The organism is Primorskyibacter flagellatus, assembly GCF_048268605.1.
Lineage (GTDB): Bacteria > Pseudomonadota > Alphaproteobacteria > Rhodobacterales > Rhodobacteraceae > Primorskyibacter > Primorskyibacter flagellatus.
Genome location: NZ_JBLWVF010000006.1, coordinates 43,275 through 60,867, shown reverse-complemented (window position 1 = coordinate 60,867; position 17,593 = coordinate 43,275). Strand labels below are relative to the sequence as shown.

Here is a 17,593-nt window from a genome sequence, read left to right as displayed (position 1 = left end):
CACTCCCTTCAGTGGTTCACGACATAGATGATCGTTCCGATGATGACCACAGGAATGACATAGACCCCAAGTATCAGTTTCCGCCTGAGCGAGCTATCGTAGCTTTTCAGCCCCTGTTCGACAAAGCTGTCCTTGTCGCCGGACATGTCTGCCTCGTTCCATTCCTGCTCAAGCTTCTTGCGCCGGATGGATCGCGAATAGAAAGACAGAGAGATATAGATCACCGACAGGACGATAAACCCGATCCCGACAAGCCGCGCCAACCCCATCATGTTCTATCTCCTGGCAGCGCCTCGAAAAGCAACCCATATGACACCTTCCGCGGGAGCGGGCACGAAGTCATTCCGGTCACCCGTTTGGCCTTGGCCGCTTCGTGAGGCCACAAATGATGAAACCGTCGGCCTCCACTCGCCAAGAGGCGCTTGCGAAGGCGGCAATGCGGGTAGAGGTCTGTGCCCGCAGTTCCAGCTTTGTCATCAATTCTTCGGCAAAACCTGCAACGGTTGCCACCAGCTGCGCATCGTCATCGGCATGGGCGGCGATGTCCCGATCAATTTCCCATAATGCCCCGTGTAAAATCAGCCGAGCATTATCGGTCAGGACTTCTTCAACCCCGCCGGGCTTTGCCGAAACATCGGTTTCGTGTGGGCCAAGCAGGAAGGCGAGCGCATTGGCAAAGACGTGCCCCACGACAAGCGCTTCTGCCTGCAACAGTTCCGTAAAGTCGGACTTGCGTGCAGCGGGCAGGGAACCTTGCAGATTGGCGCGTTTCAGATCGCCCAGATCGGATGTGTCGGAAAACGCGTCTCCGATCGCCAGTGCAATTGCCAATGCGCGGCGCAGACCGTTCATCACCGTAGCCTGCAAGGGCGAGATGATCGGATCGTCTTTATTCACGTTTTCGATCCGCGACAGCAGGTGTACGTCTTCGGCGCGGGCACCGGAACGCATCGCCAATCCAGATGCATTTGTGCGGAACCGTCGGCGCGTGCCAAGCATCGCCGCGCGTTCCTGCACCGGGATTTCCGTTGCCTTGGCAATCCGGGGCGTGTGGTCAAGTTTCTGGAGCATCGCTGTTGCGGCAGGGTAGTGCTTGCGGATATCCACCTCGCGCAGTTCCATCCGGCCAGATGCGAGACTCATGGCGCGCTCCTTTTCTTACATTCCTTATCCACCGCCGAAGGCGTCAGTAAGTCAGTACCCGACCGCCGGGGCTGATCAAGAAGGTATGTGCGTTGGCAAAACCGGGCGGTCTTTGTGTTCAACCCCTCATCTAGCATGTTGATTGGTCGTGTGTAGGCGCTGGAATACATAAGTCGATATTAAAGCAGCGCAGCCGTTTGAGGCACAGATGATCCACACCCATAATTGGAAAATGGCACGCAGTGAAACGCGTGGCCATATTCGATGGTTTCAGAGTTTGCGATCAGGTGCTGTATCCTGGGCTTAACTGCTTTGAATACAGCACCGTGACTCTGTGATCAGCCGACGATGTTGAAGCCGGGCCCATAAGGATATCCGGTAATATTCTCGTTGCCTTCTTCCTTGATGATCAGGATGTCATGCTCGCGGTAGCCGCCGGCCCCCGGCTGGCCCTCTGGGATGGTCAGCATCGGTTCCATGCTGATGACCATGCCGGGTTCAAGCACGGTATCGATGTCTTCGCGCAGCTCCAGCCCCGCTTCGCGCCCGTAGTAATGCGACAGGACGCCGAAGGAGTGGCCATAGCCAAAGCTGCGATATTGCAGCAGGTCACGCTCTGCAAAGAAATCGTTGATCGCGTGCGTGACTTCTGCGCAGGTCGCACCGGGTTTCAGCAGGCTCATGCCATATTCATGCGCTGCGACATTCGCCTCCCATATACGCAGGCTTTCGGCATCCGCTTCGCCCACGAACATGGTGCGTTCCAGCGCGGTGTAATAGCCAGAGATCATCGGGAAGGTGTTGAGCGACAGGATATCGCCGCGTTCCAGTTTGCGTGCGGTGACGGGGTTGTGGGCACCATCGGTGTTCAGCCCGGACTGGAACCAGACCCAGGTGTCGCGATATTCGGCATCCGGGAAGGCACGCGCGATTTCGGCCTCCATCGCGTCGCGGCCGGCCATGGCCACGTCAATCTCGCGGGTGCCTTCGCGCACCGCGTCGCGGATCGCATAGCCGCCCACGTCAGCCACGCGCGCCCCTTCACGGATCAGGGCGATTTCAGCAGCGGATTTATGCATGCGCTGACGCATGGTTGCAGGGGCGATGTTTACTGTTTTGGACGGGGTAAGAAATTCGCCAAGCGACGCAAATTGCGCCATGTTGATATGGTCCGCCTCATAGCCGATCACTTGGCCCGGCCCGGTCACGGACAGGATTGCGCGCCAGTAATTGTCGCGCTTCCAGTCGGTATAGGTGATGTTGTCGCCGTGGCAACGGCGCCAAGGCTGGCCTGCGTCGATGCCTGCGCTGATTGTCACGCTTTCGGACGCCGTGACGACCAAGCCGTAGGGGCGGCCAAAGCTGCAATACAAGAAGCCCGAATAGTAGGCGATATTGTGCATCGAGGTGAAGACGCAGGCATCGACGCCGTCGCGCGACATGATTTCACGCAGTCCGGCAAGGCGGGCGTCATATTCGGCAGGCGCAAAGGGCAGTGCTGCCTTGTCGCCATTGTGAAAGCGGGAAAATTCTGGACGTTCCATGGTGTGACCCTCCGATAATATGCTGCTTGGACACAAGGACGGGACACCCATCCTTACCGCGTGGGCAGCAAAGAAAGGTCCCGGCGTTCAGGACAGAAAATCAAGGGGGCGCGTGCGTATCTCACGCTGGCGACGCCATCGCCGTGCCTGCCACCTGATAAGGCTGCGGGGCGGCTTCTGGCAAGCAAATTCTTAGTCCTGAAGCAAAGCGGCAGTCATCGCGCTTTCGGGGTCTTCCAGCGCGTCGATCACGTTGAAATGATGGCGACCCGGTTCGACGGTCAAATCGGCCTGCCAGGCAGTGGCAAGCGCGGCTGCCTGTTCGACGAAGACGGGACGTTCATCGGCGCCGACCCAGACCGTGACGGGCGCGCTTGGACGTGCGGCCAGCAACGGGCTTTCCAGCTCTGCCTCGGCGGCATCCAGCGCGAGTGCCTCGTTCATTCGGGTGTGTCGCAAAGGCCTGAGATCAGCCACCGGAGAGATTGACATGATCCGGGCAATCCGCCGGGCGACGGTATCGGGCAACACGCCTGCGGCCCCCATCCGGCAAACCTGTTGTCCGCCGGCGGAATGCCCTACCAGTCGGATCGGGCCCGAGATCTCACGGGCAGCAAGCGTCACGGCATGGGCGATCTGTCCGGTGATGTCTCTGATATGAACCTGCGGGCACAGATCGTAAGAGGGCATCGCCACAGCCCAGCCTTGCGCGCATGGCCCGGCTGCCAGATGCGACCAGCTGAACCGGTCAAAGCGCAGCCAGTAGCCGCCATGAACGAACACTACGAGGCCCTTGGGTGCGGCCTTGGGCAGGAAGATGTCCATCTCCTGCCGTGGACTGTCGCCGTAAGCCACGCCCAGCCGGGCGCGATGGTTCTGGGCCATCTTTTCGCGAAACGCCTCGGCCTTTTTTGCCCAGCGCGGTGGGTAGTCATCTGCCTGAGGAATGTAGGCAGCATTGGCAAAGGCGTCATCAAGATCCATATCGTTCTCCGAAAGGCAGTGCTGGACAAGAAGCCTAGCAGATGATCTGGAACTTCCATAACATTTCGAGAGGAGCGCGACATGCCCGACCAAACCACCAACCTCAAGTCCTTGCTGAAGGACCCCGGCCTTCTGGAAACGCGCGGATATGTCGGCGGGGAATGGATCGAGGGCGATAACGGGACGTTTGACGTCACCAACCCCGCCCGAGGCGATGTGATCGCACAGGTCGCCGACCTCAGCCGTGCGCAGGTGGCCGATGCCATTGCACAGGCCGAAAGCGCGCAGAAGGCCTGGGCGCAGTGGACTGGTAAAGAGCGTGCCGCGGTGATGCGCAAATGGTTCGATCTGATGATGAAGCATCAGGACGATCTGGGCACGATCCTGACCGCCGAGCAGGGCAAGCCGCTGACCGAAGCCAAGGGCGAGATTGCCTACGGCGCCGCATTCATCGAGTTCTTCGGCGAAGAGGCCAAGCGTATTTACGGCGAGATGATCCCCGGCCACCAGCGCGACAAGCGGTTGATGGTCATCAAGCAGCCCATCGGGGTGGCTGCGTCGATCACGCCGTGGAACTTTCCCAACGCGATGATCACGCGCAAGGCCGGGCCTGCACTGGCCGCGGGCTGCGCCTTTGTGGCGCGCCCTGCGAAGGAAACCCCGCTGTCGGCCATCGCCATGGCTGTTCTTGCCGAACGTGCGGGCATTCCGGCGGGGGTATTCTCTGTCGTGACGTCGTCCAGCTCTTCGGAGATCGGCAAGGAATTCTGCGAGAACCCCGGCATCCGCAAGCTGACCTTTACCGGGTCGACCGAAGTGGGGCGCATCCTGCTGAAACAGGCCGCCGATCAGGTCATGAAATGCTCGATGGAGCTGGGCGGCAATGCGCCGTTCATCGTGTTCGACGATGCCGATCTGGACGCAGCCGTCGAAGGCGCGATCATGTGCAAGTTCCGCAACAATGGACAGACCTGTGTCTGTGCCAACCGGATCTATGTGCAGGACGGGGTCTATGACGCCTTTGCCGAAAAACTGCGCACGCGGGTCGCCGCGATGAAGGTGGGCGACGGGCTGGAAGAGGGCACCGATCTGGGGCCGCTGATCAATGCCGGCGCGATCGACAAGGTTCAGGAACATATTGCGGACGCCAAGGCCAAGGGTGCCGAGGTCATCTTCGGCGGTGAGGCAGATGGGATGGAGGGCAATTTCTTTGGCCCGACCATCGTGACGGGGGCAACGCGCGAGATGGCGTTTGCCACCGAAGAAACCTTTGGTCCATTGGCACCGCTCTTCCGGTTTACCGATGAAGACGAGGTGATCGCCATGGCCAATGACACGATCTTCGGGCTGGCGTCGTATTTCTACGCCAAGGATCTAAGCCGGGTCTACAAGGTGGCTGAAGCGCTGGAATATGGCATCGTCGGCGTGAACACGGGCATCATCTCGACCGAGCTGGCACCGTTCGGCGGGGTCAAGCAGTCCGGTTTGGGTCGTGAGGGCAGCCATCACGGCATCGAGGACTACCTTGAGATGAAATATGTCTGTCTGTCGGTCTGATCGGGTTTGGGCGGGCGGGGCGCTTGCGCCGCCCATTCTCGCGCTTCTGAAATACTTGGAAAAGATCCGTTCGATAGACGACAGAAGACGCTCAACCGGAAGAGTTTGGTGCAAAGCCTTCAATGGAAATGTGCTGATCTACCGAAAAGTTTGGATGCTAGTCACCTAAAAGCGTCGGCAACTCTTCGGCCAGCAAATCATAAACCAGTCGCACGCGGCGGCTGGTTTGCAATTCGCGGTGTGCGACCAGCCAGATCGGAAATCTGATCGGCTCTGCCTCTGGCAAGACACGGGCAAGGCCGGGGTCGCGGTCGCCCAGATGGCAGGGCCCGATGCCGATGCCCAGACCGTGCCGCGCCATTTGCCAATGCACCAGGTGGTTTTCGGTCTGTATCGGGAAGTTGCGGCGCGCCAGATCGAACCCCTGCGCATTCAGGCCCTCAATCAGCTGGTCGAGATTCTCCAGCCCGATGAAATCGGCATCTTTTAGTTCTTCGGGGCTTTGCGGATCGCCAAGGCTTTGAAGGTAGCTGGGAGTCGCATAAATCGTCGCGTGATCCTCTGCCACCAATTTGCCGATCAGATCGGGTTGTGTCGGACGGGCGTTGCGGATTGCAATGTCAGCTTCGCGTTTCTTGAGATCGCGGATCGTGTTGCTTGCCACGACTTCAACTTCAATCCCCGGTGCCATTTCGCGCAAACGTGCAAGGATGGGCGGCAACAGATAGGCAGAATAAATTTCGGACGCGGTGATGGTGATTTGCCCCTCGACCGTGACCGACTGACCGGTTGCCGCCAGCGATACGCGGTTTGCGGCATCACCCATGGCGCGAACATGTTCGACAAGGTCAAGCCCGGCAGTTGTCAGTTCCAGCCCGCGCGGCACGCGTTCGAACAGAGTAACACCCAGTTCTTCCTCAAGCGCAGTCACCTGACGGCCAAGCGTCGGCTGTGCCACGCCAAGCGCACGCGCGGCTGCCGACAAAGAGCCTTCTTCGGCTGTGACCAGAAAGGCGCGCGCGCGATTCCAGTCAAAGTTTACATTTCGCCAATCCATGCAATAATGCATAGCATACCTGCTCTTCTGGTCAATTTACGCGGTACTTGCGCATGGTTAACTACATAGGCAAGCGATGTTTAACCTTAGGTGAATATGATGAAAGCAATTGTCCAAGATCGTTACGGCCCCCCGGATGTCCTAAGGATATCCGAGGTGCCGCAGCCGGTGCCAAACGCAAAAGAGCTTTTGGTGAGGGTCACGGCCAGCAGCGTCACCACGGCCGATTGGCGGCTGCGTGCCGCGGAATTTCCGGGTGTGCTGGCGGTGCCGGGTCGGTTGATGTTCGGGCTGTTTCGTCCGCGCAACAAGATCCTTGGCGGTGTTTTCGCCGGAAAGGTGGTCGAAGCCGGACAAGACGTGGACGGGTTCGTGCCGGGCGATCGGGTTTTCGGAGTGTCCGGCAAGGGCGCACACGCAGAATTTCTGACCATTGCGCAGGATGGGGCGGTCGTCCACACGCCTGACACCATCACCGATGAAGAGGCCGCAGCCACCCCGTTCGGTGCCTTGTCTGCGTTGGTATTCCTGCGCGATTTTGCCAGAATCACGCCGGGCCAGTCCGTGCTGATTATCGGTGCTTCGGGCGGTGTGGGCAGTTATGCCGTGCAGATTGCCAAACGGATGGGGGCGCATGTGACCGGTGTCGCCAGTGCGGCGAACCATCTCTTGCTGCGGAACCTTGGTGCCGACGAAATGATTGATTACCGCGCCGAGGATTTCACCGATGCGACCAATCGCTACGATGTCGTGTTCGACACTGTAGGAGCGACAGATTTCAAGGGCATTCGCGGCGCGTTGAAGCCCAAGGGCCAGTTCATCCCGCTGAACTTTGGCATGAAAGAGTTATGGCAGGCGCTTTGGGCGAGGTTTCACGGAGGTCGGCGCATCCGGATCGGGGTTAGCGGCGATCGTCGTGAACACATGCAACTGCTGGCAGGTTGGCTGTCTGCGGGCGATCTGCGCGCCGTCGTCGATACGGTCTATCCCATGGCTGATTTTGTCGAGGCACACAGTGCCGTCGAAACGCGCCATCGCAAAGGCACGGTTGTTCTGCGCATGTCCAGCACAGAAGCGAAACCTGCCGCGCCCGCCGCATGATGGACAAAACCAAAAGGCCCGACGCGTCACGGTGCGCCGGGCCTTCAATAAGCATATGCTTAGGCGGGAAAGGCTGGCCCTGTCCGGTTCAGCGCAAGGTCAGTTCACCGATTGGGCGTCCACGACGTCCTTGTCGATCGCCTTGCTCTGACGGGAAATCTCGATCCGTCGCGGTTTCAGCGCTTCGGGGATTTCGCGCTGCAAGTCGATATGCAACATACCGTCAGCATGGCTGGCCCCAATGACCCGGACGTGATCGGCAAGCGCAAAACGGCGTTCGAACGCGCGGGTGGCGATGCCTCGGTGCAGGTAACTGTGCGCAGTCTCATCGTCGGCTTTGCGGGCGGACACGACAAGCGCCTGTTCCTTTACCTCGACCGACAGATCGGCGTCACTAAAGCCGGCAACCGCGATGGAGATGCGGTAGGTGTCATCGGCGGTTTTTTCAATGTTATAGGGTGGATAGCTGGACTGGCTGACATCATTGGCCAGGGCGCGGTCCATAAGGTCGGCAATCTGATCGAATCCGACAGTTGCACGATAGAGCGGTGCAAGATCAAAGCTTCGCATGGTCATCCTCCATTGAGCGATACCTATAGCGGCCTTCCAATTGCGGACAGGCCGTGAGTTGCGCCGGAACCTGATCATCAGCGTTCCGACACTGAAATAATTGGGTGGGGCAATCGGCGATTTCAAGTCCCGGATCCGCAGATTTTCATCGCCGTCCGGTCGTCTTGCATGCAGGACGTGAGGCGCTGATAGTCCGCCACAAGGCACCGCGTGCCGGGGCAGGGGAAACACGCTTCAAGACTAAATCTTGTCACCCAGCTACAGAGCGCAGCAAAGACGCTTGAATTGCGCGGGTCAAAGCCCGCCCGATCAGGACGGTCGGCCCGCTGGCAAGGATGCATGCGCGGCCAGAAGGCTGTTTGCGATCAGTTCGGGCGTTTCGGGCCACTCGATCATCGGCGGCAATACCGGGCCACGAAAATTGGCGGCTTCGAACGCTTCGGGCAGGTCGATCTCGACATGGCCGGAGCGGAGCGCAAAATGTGCAAGGCATATGCTTTGTGCGCCCAGATCTCGGGCCGCGTCTGCGAGAAACGGCGGCTCTTCGACATAGCCTGTCACGACGCTGCGAAAACCGCATCGCGCCATCATTTTCTTAGCGAAGCGTTGTGCGCTGTTGCGGCTGGTTTTGGAAACCGCGCTGCCATGTGCTGCGATCAGCAGATCGGTTTCCGCGACCTCCCAACCCAGCGCCCCAAGCCGATCACGCAAGACCGTCTCGGCAACGTCTTCCAAGGACGGGTCCACGCCGAAGGGCGACAGCATGGTCAGGCCCAAATCGGCGGATTTTTGGGCCAGCACATTGCGCGTGAAATAGCCTTCGGCCATGAAAAACGGATAAATCATCGGCGTGCCGAGCCGCGCACATTCCTCTTCGAACCGCCCTTTGCAGGCAAGCGTCGCGCTGGAAACCTGCCAGCCGGGCAAATGCGCTGCGGCGCGCGCGGCCAGATCGGCCAGCGCGCGTTCCTGTCCCTCCGGATCAGAGGGGCTTCCATGCGCCACGATCAGTGCAGTGGGGCCGGGTGCAGTAGTTAGGGGCATGGGGCGCGCTGTTCCTGTTTCAGATCCTTGACGTCCGCTACGGAATGCTCTGACAGATGAACGTCCTGGCGATCCGGAGGATAGTGCATTATTCCAGCCGAGCGGTGCGGTCGTGCGGAATTCGTGATGCCAAGGTCGATTTTCAATGCGGTGTGACGGGTTCTCATTGTGGTCTGTCTGCTGGCTCACCCGGCAGGCACATCGCGATCATAGGCCGCAACGATGGTTCGCGCCCGCTCTGCGACATCGTTCGCGGAAAAATCGGGTTTGTAGATTCCTGTGCCCAGACCGAAACCGGACACTCCAACGGCGAACCACTCGGCGAAATTATCCGGACCCACGCCTCCAACCGCATAGGTTTTCGTGCCCTGCGGCAGTACCGCCGATATTGCCGACAGCCCCTTGGTGCCGATCAGGAAGGCCGGAAAGAACTTCAGCCCGTCTGCACCGTGGCGCAGCGCGGTAAAGCACTCGGTCGGTGTCGCGACCCCCGGATAGGACAGGATGTTCAGCGCCTTCGTCCGGTCGATGACAGCAGGGTTGCAATCGGGGGAGACGATGATCGTGCCGCCCGCGTCGTGAACCGCCGTCACCTGCTCTGGCGTCAGCACTGTGCCGGCACCCACGGTGGCTTGCCCCTCCAGACCGGACGCAAGACGTTCGATCGACGTCAGTGGGTCAGGCGAGTTCAACGGCACCTCGATGCGGTCAATCCCCGCATCGACAAGCGCGCGGCCGATCTCCAACACCTCGTCTGGCTGCACGCCGCGCAGAATGGCAATGATTTCCCGGCTCATGTTTTGCTCTCCAGTTGTGCGCGGGCGGCGCGGATGCCTGCAAGCGACAGGTCGGCGCCGTCCATAAACCGCGCAGAGACGCCTTGTTCCGCCAAGGCCGTGACGTAAAGATCGGTCAGCGCAGGCGCGCCGATAATCACCACATCACGTCCCAGCCAATAGGGTTTGGTGCCCGCCAGTTCGAGGCCAAGCAGCAGGCCGGACAGGCGCGCCCGCGATACATCCACACCGGTTCCGTTCAACAAGGAGTCTGCGCGCAGGCCGAAAAGCCACGCGCTGAAGTTCTGTGGCGATGACATGGCATCGCTGACCGCAGCGCGAAAGCTCTGCGCGTCCCAGCCGTCGCCCGTCACGGCGAACCGCAGCACCGATTGCCGCGACAACAGGGCAAAGATCTCTCCGGTCATGCAGGTGCGAAAGCTGACAATCTCGCCCGCGCTGATATGCACCCATTTGGTATGCGTGCCGGGCAGGCAAAGGATGCCGTCGAAACCCGGCTCTGTCGCCAGAAATCCGCCGATCTGGGTTTCTTCGCCGCGCATCACATCCGCTGGACCGGACTGTTTGACGCCGGGGAGGATGGATACGTCCAGCCGTGGGTCCGCAGCGGTTGCAGACACGGCATCCGCCAGACCCGGCGGCGGGCAGGGGCATGTGGCGTAGGGCGCCTCGGCCCAGCCTTGCCGCGCGCCGACCATGCCGCAGGCGATCACCGGCACTTTGCCAGTCTCGGGAAGATATTGGCCGACCAGTTCGATCAAAGCCGGTTCAAACTCCGCCGGATCAAGCGATCCCATGCCCTTGTCGCTGGACGCCGTGGCAAACGCCTCGCCCCGTTCGTCAAAGATCCAGGCCCGCACGTTCGAGGTGCCCCAATCGACGGCGATCCAGTCTGCTTGCGTCATCGTCTGTATCGTCCTTTGTTCTGCCGTCACGTCGCAAATCGCACGGGGCAGACCGCGCGAACCTATCAAGGCTTCACCACCGGTCAAGAGCGTTGCGGCTGCAAGTGCCGACCGCTCCCCCGACGTTGAAGAAAAGGCGCCAGCGCCGCCTCTATGCCCCTCTTTTCTCTAAAATGCGATCCGGCAAAGCAGGTTCCCTGCGGAGAACTCGTCGGATCACTGCGCCCATTCGCCTTGGCGGAACACCGGCACGGTGGTGCCATCGGGCAAGATGCCGTCAATATCCGTCTCTGCCCCGCCGATCATCCAGTCGACATGGATCATGCTGGAATTGCCGCCCTGCGCGGTGATCTGCTCTTCCGAAAGCTCTGCCCCGTTCAGGAAGCATTTGGAATAGCACTGCCCAAGCGCGATGTGGCAGGCGGCGTTTTCGTCAAATAGCGTGTTGTAGAACAGCAGGCCGGATTGCGAAATCGGCGAGCTATGCGGCACCAGCGCCACTTCGCCCAGGCGTCTCGCACCCTCGTCGCTGTCCAGCAGCTTGTGCAGCACGGCCTCTCCTCGGGATGCCTTGGCCTCGACGATCCGACCGCCTTCAAAGCGCACCTCGATATCCTCGATCAGGCTGCCCTGATGCGCCAGCGGTTTCGTGGCGCGGACATGGCCTTCGGTGCGGGCGGCGTGGGGTGTGGTAAAGACTTCCTCGGTCGGGATGTTGGGGTTGCAGACAATCCCGTTCTTCGACTCGGAGGCACCGCCATGCCATTCGTGACCATCGGCCAGACCGACGGTCAGGTCCGCGCCCGGCCCGGTGAAATGCAGTGCGCCAAACCGCTGGCTGTTCAGCCATTCGGTGCGCGTCCGCAGCGCGGCGTTATGGTCGGCCCATGCCGCCACGGGGTCATCATTTTGTACCCGCGATGCTGCAAAGATCGCATCGGCCAGCCTGGCCACCGCCTCATTTTCCGGCAGGTCGGGAAACACACGCCGTGCCCATCCGACCGAGGGGTAGCTGGCGATCGACCAGTTGATGTCAAAATTGGAGATCTTGCTGAGCGCGGGTTTGTAGGCGATCGAATTGGCCTTGCCTGCGCGGGATACGTTTTCGGGATCCTCGTCAGCCAGCATCATCGGATCTTCGGCAGAGATGGCCATCCGCGCGGCACCTTTGTCATAGGCGGCTGCCATGCCTTCGTACAGCCAGCCGGGCGCGCGATCAAAGCTGTCGTCAGTGGCGTTGTGATACCGCGCCAACGTGACCTCGGCATCGGAAAGGATCGGCGTGACCAGCCCGGCCCCTGCGCGATATGCGGCAGCGGCGACGCGGCGCACCAGCGGCAGGGCCTCTACAGGGGCGGTCAGCACAAGGTCCTGACCCGGTTGCAGGTTCAGCCCGGTGCGTACGGCAACCTCTGCCAGCCGGTCGAGCAGTTGTGGATCGATGGGGGACTTGGTCATGGAGATCTCCTTGCGCGGTCGCGCGCAGATTCTGTCAGGGGATGCGGAAGGTCAAGCGGATGGTAAAATCACGCCGCCGCAGGGGTGACGCGCAGGCCTTTCAGGACATCTGCCGCGATTTCGAAGGACCGGATGCGCGCGGCGGGATCGTGGATCATGCCCGTGACCATCAGCTCGTCCGGTTGATGCGTCTTGATGATTGCTGACAGCTGCCGCGCGACGGTTTCCTTCGATCCGGTGGCCGACACAGACAGCGCGTGACCGACCTGCGCCATGATCGCAGGCGGGATCTCTTGCGTGACATCCGTCACCGGACGCGGCAGCTTACCGGGGCGGCCGGTGCGCAGCCGGGCAAAGGCCAGCATCTGCGAGGATTTCAGAAATGCCGCTTCCTCGTCCGTCTCCGCGGCGCAGACCCCTGCGGCGACCATGACATGCGGGCGGTCAAGGTGAACTGAAGGCCGGAACGTGGCACGATAGGTGGCCAGCGCCTCCTCCAGCATCGCGGGTGCGAAATGCGACGCGAACGCGTAGGGCAGACCCAGATAGGCCGCCAATTGCGCACCATACAGGCTGGACCCTAGAATCCAGACCGGCACATGCGTCCCTTCGCCGGGGATGGCCTTGACCGGGGCGTTCTCTGCCGGATCGGCGAAATAGCCCAGTAGCTCCTGCACATCCTGCGGAAAGCTGTCCTCGGGTGCCATGTGGCGGCGCAGCGCGCGGGCGGTCGCCATGTCGGTGCCCGGCGCACGGCCAAGGCCAAGGTCGATCCGTCCGGGGTAAAGCGTGGCCAGCGTGCCGAACTGCTCGGCCACCACGAGCGGGGCATGGTTGGGAAGCATGATCCCGCCAGCGCCCACCCGCATCGTTTTGGTCGCGGCGGCAACATGGCCAATGACCAGTGACGTGGCAGCACTGGCGATGCCGGGCATATTGTGATGTTCGGCCAGCCAATAGCGATGATAGCCCGCACGTTCCGCGGCACGCGCCAGATCGACGGTATTGGCAAGGGCATCGGCTGCGGAGCCACCTTCGGGAATGGGCGACAGGTCGAGAAGGGAAAATTGCTGCATGAGAACCTCCGGTTGTCGCTTAGGTAAGGGGTGCAGAGGCCCCGGCCAAGACCGGGCCGGGTATTTCTCTGCCACAAGGGACGGCCTGGGGGTTCGACTTGGCGTTCAGCGAAAGTTTGGCGCGCGTTTGTCCAGGAAGGCCCGAAGCCCTTCGGCCGCGTCCGGCGTGGTCACGGACAGCGCGGCGCAAAGGCTCTCGGCAAAAAGCCCGTCTGCCTTTGACATATCGTCGATCCGCGAGATCGCATTCATCATCAGAAAATTGGACATTGGTGCATTGCGCGCGATCTTGCCCGCCAATTCGCGTGCAAGCGCCATGGATTCGCCTTCGCTCACGCTGTAATGACACAGGCCAAGCGCCAGGCCTTCGTCGGCGGAATATTTGCGCCCGGTCAGCATCATCTCTGTCATGCGATCGGCCCCGAGTATGCGCCCTACGCGCACAGTGGCACCGCCGCCGACAAAGATGCCGCGACGGCCTTCCGGCAGTTGGAACATGGTCGACGGTTCGGCAATACGCACATGCGTGGCGGCCGCGATCTCAAGCCCGCCGCCGATGACAGCGCCGTACATCGCCGAAACGACTGGCAAGCGGCCAAACTGGATCTTGTCCATCACGCTGTGCCAGTGCCGTGAATGATAAAGCGTATCTTCGCCACTGCGGGCCGTGTGTTCCTCCAGGTCGAGACCAGAGCAGAAATGCCCCCCGGTCCCGGTCAGGATCGCCACCTTTGCCCGCTCTGGCGGGTTGGAAAAGAAGGCGTCCATCTCCCTTAACAACTGATCGCACATGGCGTTGCGTTTGTCGGGGCGGTCTATCGTCAGCGTTGCGATGTCGCCATCCAGCGCGATTTTCAGCATCTCGTCGGCCAAGCAACCCTCCTGCGTCGTCGGACATCATTCCCCGGCGCGCCGAGGGCTTTCCAACCTGTTTTAGATCATAGCGATTTCTGAATAAACATCAAAGCGCTAGAGGACGTTAGCACAGGCGGCGGTTGGGGTATGCCCCGCTGTGATGGTCATTCAGGTTCGCTCAGCGTCAGCGCAATTGGCTCCAGCCCGTCTATGCCGCCAGTGATGCGGTCGCCCGCAACCACCGGCCCCACGCCAGCCGGCGTTCCTGTCAGAATGACATCCCCAGCACGCAGATGATAATAGGTGGACAGGTGCGCGACGATTTCGTCAACGGACCAGACCATCTCGGCGAGGGTGGCGTCCTGACGCGTCTCGCCGTTGACTTCCAGATGAATGCGCTGCGGGCCCAATGCACCCAGATCTTCTGCCTGACTGAGCGCCGCGAAGACCGCGCCGTTTTCCACGTCCTTGCCCAGATCCCAGGGGCGGCGGTGGTCCTTGCCCACTTGCTGCAAATCGCGCCGCGTCATGTCGAGCGCGCAGCCGTAGCCAAAGATTGTGCGGGCGGCCTCGTCACGGCTGGCACGGAAAGCCGGTGCGCCGATCGCGATTGCCAGTTCCATCTCGTAATGGAAATCTTGGGTGCCCGGCGGATAGGGAACGGTACTGCCGCTTGCCACATAAGCCGAAGGCGTCTTGGTAAAGTACCACGGCGCGTCGCGATCCACTTCATTGCCCATTTCGGCCGCGTGGGCGGCATAGTTGCGACCGACACAAAAGATCCGGTGAATCGGAAAACGCGCGGACATCCCGATCACAGGGATCGCGTTTACCTTCGGGGCGTCAAAAATATAGCCAGTCATTCTGTCGTGTCCTCGTGTCTGCTGAAAGGTATCGGAAGCGCCGTCAGAGGGTTGCGCCCATGAAATCGCACCTTTCTGCGCAAGGAGCAAGAACAGCGGGCATCGGGGCGGCGATATGATGGCCCATGCCGCTTTAATGGACGCGTGACTGGAGAACCCGAAATATCCGTCCTGTATGTGTCTGGATAAGCCGCATCATCGCTTACAAGGTCTCCCTTTATCGGATCTGCGTGAATGAGTTTGCTTTTGGGGTGAAGCGTTGTCACGAGCACAGCCCCCTTGGTCCGTCGTCGTTCGGGACAACTTATTTACCTTTCGAAAGGAAAAGAGGATTTTCGGGGTTGACGGTCCCCATCTCTCTTTCTAGATACGCCGCCTAGTGGGCCGTTAGCTCAGTTGGTAGAGCAACTGACTTTTAATCAGTAGGTCGATGGTTCGAACCCATCACGGCTCACCACTTTAATGCTTATGTGAGTAATCATCACAGAGGTCCCTTTCAGTCAGGGCGATTTTCCTTTTGCGTCAAGTTTGGGTTCGATTTGCCGGGTTTTGGGTCAAGCACCCATTGACCGGATTGCGGTAACTGCGATGAAAAGAACCCCGTCCCGACGCGGAACCAGAAGTTCTGCGTCAAGATGGCGGGTTCATTGCATGCGCCCGCGTGACGGAGACGGAAATTCAGGAGCCGGATCGGGCTCGGGGCTGGAGGTTTATGTCAGCACATGGTTAAGCAGGGGCATCAGTTTAAGCGGAGCCGACCATGCATATAGCAGTTTTGATCGCGCGTCAGGGTGGCTTGGACCCGGCATTGGCAGAAGCGTTGCGCAATGCCTGGGGCGGTTCGGATGTCAATTGGCTGGCACCGGATGAGGCGGCGGAGTTCGCGATGGAACAGGTGCCGGACAATATCTGGCAGGTCTGGGAGGATCTTCAACAGCAGGGTGTCGATCTGGTTGTTTTGCCCGCAAAAGGCCGGCGCAAGAAAATGCTGCTTGCCGATATGGACTCGACCATGATCCAGCAGGAATGCATCGACGAACTGGCCGAAGAGGCTGGTGTCGGTGCCCATGTCAGGGACATCACCGCACGCGCGATGAACGGCGAACTGGATTTCGAAGGCGCGCTGACCGAACGGGTGGCGCTGCTTGAAGGGCTGGATGTCGCGGTGATCGACAAGGTATTGGACGCGCGCATCACGCTGATGCCCGGCGGCGCGCAACTGGTCGCGACGATGAAGGCGCAGGGCGGCCATGCGGCGCTGGTTTCTGGCGGATTTACCGCTTTCACCGAGCGGGTCGCATCCCTATTGGGGTTCGACGAAAATCGCGCGAATACGTTGATTGTCGCGGATGGGAAGCTGAGCGGCGACGTTGGGCGGCCCATTCTGGGACGTGAAGCCAAGATCGAGGCGCTGGAACAGATCTCTGCAAGGCTGGGGATTGCAGAGGCGGATGTGATCGCGGTGGGTGACGGGGCTAACGATCTCGGCATGTTGGGCCGCGCCGGGACCGGTGTGGCGTTGCATGCCAAACCAAGCGTGCAGGCGCAGTGCGATCTCCGTATCAATCACGGTGATCTGACAGCGCTGCTTTACCTGCAAGGCTATACAAAGTCGGAATTTGTGTCGTAGATTTCAGGCCGGAAAAAGCGTGTGCGGAGGGCGGACAAAGCCGACTTCCAGCCCGCGCCGGTTCAGCAATGTCGGTGTCATGAAGTTCACGACATCCGGATGGTCCGCATCCAAAACGTCCATCTGAACCAATGTCGCGGCGATGGCGCATTCGGCAGCGCGAGTGGCACCGTCAGCCGCCTTGACGGCAATGCCCATGCCGCGGCCCGGCAGAATGGCGATGAAAACACCCTCGGCCCCGGTCTTGGCGACAAGCGGCTCTTTCGCGGCCCGCATCAGCAAAGTGCAGGCGCGGCCCTTTCCCGCAACATGTTCCGGCCAGGCGCGCATGGCGGCGGCCAGACGGGCAGCGGCGCGGCTTAGCGTGTCGTTCCGGCTGTGGGCTGTAGCGAAAAACGCCATTGCACGGGCAAGCGCATGCATTGACGTCGCGAAATTCGGCGCCGAGCAGCCGTCAATGCCAAAGCCCGGCGAAGTCATGCCGGTGACCTCTTCAAATGCGTCGCGGCAGGCCGTCTGCACGGGATGATCCGGGTCGACATAGTCAGCGCCTGCACCAATATGCTGCGACAGCGTCAGAAATCCCGCATGTTTGCCCGAACAATTGTTATGTACCTGACAAGGTTTCCGACCGTCGCGAATCATCTCAAAGCGCAGGGCCTTGTCGCGGCTTGGCTCGGTCCCGCAGCGAAGGTCGTCATCGCCAAGACCAAGGTCCGCAAGCCAGCGATTGACCTCTGTCACATGCAGCGGCGCGCCGGAATGCGAGGCGCAGGCCAGCGCCAGACGCGTTTCGCTTAAACCCAGCGCATCGGCGGCACCGGAGGTCACCAAGGGCAGCGCCTGGACCATCTTGCACGAACTGCGCGGAAAAATCACGGCTTCGGGGTCGCCAATCGCCTGAACCACCTGACCGGAGCCATCGCATACCACGATGTGCCCCAGATGCTGGCTTTCCAGCAAGGGGCCGCGCCACGCTTCGCAGATTGGTTGAGGTTGGGTCATAGGC

The 17,593-nt window shown here is 60.6% G+C and carries 17 protein-coding genes and 1 tRNA gene; 4 read left to right on the top strand and 14 right to left on the bottom strand.

Translation table 11 applies throughout. The annotated features are described in order from the left end of the window. Window positions 1-8 precede the first annotated feature (8 nt). The 4 genes from ACN0WV_RS09060 to ACN0WV_RS09045 all read right to left on the bottom strand — a co-directional run bounded on the left by ACN0WV_RS09060 (window position 9) and on the right by ACN0WV_RS09045 (window position 3,671). Complete coding sequence (locus ACN0WV_RS09060; protein ID WP_417605182.1) at window positions 9-272, bottom strand: hypothetical protein; 264 nt, start codon at window positions 270-272, stop codon at window positions 9-11. 76 nt (window positions 273-348) lie between these two features. Next, window positions 349-1,143, bottom strand: coding sequence for a hypothetical protein (locus ACN0WV_RS09055; RefSeq protein ID WP_417605180.1), 795 nt, complete (start codon window positions 1,141-1,143; stop codon window positions 349-351). A gap of 338 nt (window positions 1,144-1,481) precedes the next feature. Beyond that, on the bottom strand, window positions 1,482-2,687 hold the full coding sequence (locus ACN0WV_RS09050; protein WP_417605179.1) for an aminopeptidase P family protein: 1,206 nt from the start codon (window positions 2,685-2,687) through the stop codon (window positions 1,482-1,484). 192 nt (window positions 2,688-2,879) lie between these two features. Further along, entirely contained in the window at window positions 2,880-3,671 is a 792-nt protein-coding gene (locus tag ACN0WV_RS09045) for an alpha/beta hydrolase (RefSeq protein ID WP_417605177.1), read from the bottom strand. 81 nt (window positions 3,672-3,752) lie between these two features. On the opposite strand from ACN0WV_RS09045, the gene ACN0WV_RS09040 reads away from it, so the two are divergent. Continuing rightward, window positions 3,753-5,228 (top strand): NAD-dependent succinate-semialdehyde dehydrogenase, encoded by a 1,476-nt coding sequence (locus tag ACN0WV_RS09040; RefSeq protein WP_417605175.1) that lies wholly within the window; start codon window positions 3,753-3,755, stop codon window positions 5,226-5,228. A gap of 157 nt (window positions 5,229-5,385) precedes the next feature. On the opposite strand, the gene ACN0WV_RS09035 is transcribed toward ACN0WV_RS09040, so the two are convergent. Continuing rightward, window positions 5,386-6,285: a LysR family transcriptional regulator gene (locus tag ACN0WV_RS09035; RefSeq protein ID WP_417605173.1), complete on the bottom strand. Its 900-nt coding sequence runs from the start codon at window positions 6,283-6,285 to the stop codon at window positions 5,386-5,388. Window positions 6,286-6,384: 99 nt separating this feature from the next. Here ACN0WV_RS09035 and ACN0WV_RS09030 point away from each other — a divergent pair, with 99 nt between their 5' ends. After that, window positions 6,385-7,386: an NAD(P)-dependent alcohol dehydrogenase gene (locus ACN0WV_RS09030; protein WP_417605171.1), complete on the top strand. Its 1,002-nt coding sequence runs from the start codon at window positions 6,385-6,387 to the stop codon at window positions 7,384-7,386. A 99-nt stretch (window positions 7,387-7,485) separates the two neighbouring features. Here ACN0WV_RS09030 and ACN0WV_RS09025 read toward each other — a convergent pair whose 3' ends face one another. The 8 genes from ACN0WV_RS09025 to ACN0WV_RS08990 form a co-directional block, all read right to left on the bottom strand. Beyond that, entirely contained in the window at window positions 7,486-7,956 is a 471-nt protein-coding gene (locus ACN0WV_RS09025) for an Hsp20 family protein (RefSeq protein ID WP_084352909.1), read from the bottom strand. 309 nt (window positions 7,957-8,265) lie between these two features. Beyond that, window positions 8,266-9,000, bottom strand: a complete 735-nt coding sequence (locus ACN0WV_RS09020; RefSeq protein WP_417605169.1) for a sirohydrochlorin chelatase — start codon at window positions 8,998-9,000, stop codon at window positions 8,266-8,268. Between the two features lie 185 nt (window positions 9,001-9,185). Beyond that, entirely contained in the window at window positions 9,186-9,797 is a 612-nt protein-coding gene (locus ACN0WV_RS09015; RefSeq protein ID WP_417605167.1) for a 2-dehydro-3-deoxy-6-phosphogalactonate aldolase, read from the bottom strand. After that, complete coding sequence (locus ACN0WV_RS09010; protein ID WP_417605165.1) at window positions 9,794-10,702, bottom strand: 2-dehydro-3-deoxygalactonokinase; 909 nt, start codon at window positions 10,700-10,702, stop codon at window positions 9,794-9,796. The genes ACN0WV_RS09015 and ACN0WV_RS09010 overlap by 4 nt, the downstream gene beginning before the upstream one ends. 216 nt (window positions 10,703-10,918) lie before the next feature. Next, complete coding sequence (locus ACN0WV_RS09005) at window positions 10,919-12,160, bottom strand: aminopeptidase (protein WP_417605163.1); 1,242 nt, start codon at window positions 12,158-12,160, stop codon at window positions 10,919-10,921. 68 nt (window positions 12,161-12,228) lie between these two features. Beyond that, window positions 12,229-13,236 carry an LLM class flavin-dependent oxidoreductase gene (locus ACN0WV_RS09000; RefSeq protein WP_417605162.1) on the bottom strand — a complete coding sequence of 336 codons (1,008 nt, stop codon included), beginning with the start codon at window positions 13,234-13,236 and terminating at the stop codon, window positions 12,229-12,231. Between the two features lie 105 nt (window positions 13,237-13,341). Continuing rightward, the gene (locus ACN0WV_RS08995) at window positions 13,342-14,097 is read right to left on the bottom strand and encodes a crotonase/enoyl-CoA hydratase family protein (protein WP_417605363.1); all 756 of its coding nucleotides are present in this window, start codon (window positions 14,095-14,097) and stop codon (window positions 13,342-13,344) included. A 158-nt stretch (window positions 14,098-14,255) separates the two neighbouring features. Next, complete coding sequence (locus ACN0WV_RS08990; protein ID WP_084352860.1) at window positions 14,256-14,954, bottom strand: fumarylacetoacetate hydrolase family protein; 699 nt, start codon at window positions 14,952-14,954, stop codon at window positions 14,256-14,258. Between the two features lie 381 nt (window positions 14,955-15,335). On the opposite strand from ACN0WV_RS08990, the gene ACN0WV_RS08985 reads away from it, so the two are divergent. After that, window positions 15,336-15,411 (top strand) — tRNA-Lys (locus ACN0WV_RS08985). Between the two features lie 303 nt (window positions 15,412-15,714). Further along, complete coding sequence (gene serB, locus ACN0WV_RS08980) at window positions 15,715-16,584, top strand: phosphoserine phosphatase SerB (protein WP_417605160.1); 870 nt, start codon at window positions 15,715-15,717, stop codon at window positions 16,582-16,584. A 3-nt stretch (window positions 16,585-16,587) separates the two neighbouring features. On the opposite strand, the gene ACN0WV_RS08975 is transcribed toward serB, so the two are convergent. Continuing rightward, the gene (locus tag ACN0WV_RS08975; RefSeq protein ID WP_417605158.1) at window positions 16,588-17,589 is read right to left on the bottom strand and encodes an asparaginase; all 1,002 of its coding nucleotides are present in this window, start codon (window positions 17,587-17,589) and stop codon (window positions 16,588-16,590) included. Window positions 17,590-17,593 lie beyond the last annotated feature (4 nt).

Coding starts and splice junctions, on each gene's coding strand:
- ACN0WV_RS09060 (WP_417605182.1), bottom strand. CDS start 272: ATGATGGGGTTGGCGCGGCTTGTCGGGATCGGGTTTATCGTCCTGTCG.
- ACN0WV_RS09055 (WP_417605180.1), bottom strand. CDS start 1,143: ATGAGTCTCGCATCTGGCCGGATGGAACTGCGCGAGGTGGATATCCGC.
- ACN0WV_RS09050 (WP_417605179.1), bottom strand. CDS start 2,687: ATGGAACGTCCAGAATTTTCCCGCTTTCACAATGGCGACAAGGCAGCA.
- ACN0WV_RS09045 (WP_417605177.1), bottom strand. CDS start 3,671: ATGGATCTTGATGACGCCTTTGCCAATGCTGCCTACATTCCTCAGGCA.
- ACN0WV_RS09040 (WP_417605175.1), top strand. CDS start 3,753: ATGCCCGACCAAACCACCAACCTCAAGTCCTTGCTGAAGGACCCCGGC.
- ACN0WV_RS09035 (WP_417605173.1), bottom strand. CDS start 6,285: ATGGATTGGCGAAATGTAAACTTTGACTGGAATCGCGCGCGCGCCTTT.
- ACN0WV_RS09030 (WP_417605171.1), top strand. CDS start 6,385: ATGAAAGCAATTGTCCAAGATCGTTACGGCCCCCCGGATGTCCTAAGG.
- ACN0WV_RS09025 (WP_084352909.1), bottom strand. CDS start 7,956: ATGCGAAGCTTTGATCTTGCACCGCTCTATCGTGCAACTGTCGGATTC.
- ACN0WV_RS09020 (WP_417605169.1), bottom strand. CDS start 9,000: ATGCCCCTAACTACTGCACCCGGCCCCACTGCACTGATCGTGGCGCAT.
- ACN0WV_RS09015 (WP_417605167.1), bottom strand. CDS start 9,797: ATGAGCCGGGAAATCATTGCCATTCTGCGCGGCGTGCAGCCAGACGAG.
- ACN0WV_RS09010 (WP_417605165.1), bottom strand. CDS start 10,702: ATGACGCAAGCAGACTGGATCGCCGTCGATTGGGGCACCTCGAACGTG.
- ACN0WV_RS09005 (WP_417605163.1), bottom strand. CDS start 12,160: ATGACCAAGTCCCCCATCGATCCACAACTGCTCGACCGGCTGGCAGAG.
- ACN0WV_RS09000 (WP_417605162.1), bottom strand. CDS start 13,236: ATGCAGCAATTTTCCCTTCTCGACCTGTCGCCCATTCCCGAAGGTGGC.
- ACN0WV_RS08995 (WP_417605363.1), bottom strand. CDS start 14,097: ATGCTGAAAATCGCGCTGGATGGCGACATCGCAACGCTGACGATAGAC.
- ACN0WV_RS08990 (WP_084352860.1), bottom strand. CDS start 14,954: ATGACTGGCTATATTTTTGACGCCCCGAAGGTAAACGCGATCCCTGTG.
- serB (WP_417605160.1), top strand. CDS start 15,715: ATGCATATAGCAGTTTTGATCGCGCGTCAGGGTGGCTTGGACCCGGCA.
- ACN0WV_RS08975 (WP_417605158.1), bottom strand. CDS start 17,589: ATGACCCAACCTCAACCAATCTGCGAAGCGTGGCGCGGCCCCTTGCTG.